1 protein-coding gene is annotated in these 430 nt (G+C 52.3%); it reads right to left on the bottom strand.

Going from position 1 to position 430, the window contains the following annotated elements; all coding sequences use genetic code 11:
• Positions 1 to 430 (bottom strand): dUTP diphosphatase (gene dut / locus ACTHUE_RS20615; RefSeq protein ID WP_440424344.1); only part of this gene is annotated, 430 nt, incomplete at both ends.

Below are 430 nucleotides of genomic sequence, written 5' to 3'. Positions count from 1 at the left end.
GCCGAATCCGCCTTCACCACGCTCGCTGGCGGCAACCTCGTCCACGACTTTAAACGCAGCTTGGACAACTGGCACAATCACCACTTGCGCGATGCGCTCCATCGGCTCGATGGTAAACGCTTCTTTACCACGGTTCCCCAGAGAAACCTTCAATTCGCATTGATAATCCGAGCCAATCCAACCGACCAAATTGCCCAAAACAATACTGTGCTTATGACCCAAGAAGGAATGCGGCAACAAGAAGGCTGCATACGCCGGGTTGGCCAAATGCACCGCCAAACCGGTCGGCATGAGATCCACATTGACTGGCTGCAATAAAACAGCTTCATCTAGGCAGGACCGCAAGTCCAAATCGGCAAAACCGGGCATTGCATAAGCATGCAGGGGATCGGCCATTTTCGGATTTAAGATTTTCCGTTTGCCTTCGGTT

The sequence above is a fragment of the Neisseria sp. P0021.S005 genome (assembly GCF_051956955.1).
The sequence above is the reverse complement of the archived record's forward strand: the minus strand, read 5'-3'. Positions and strand labels throughout refer to the sequence as shown.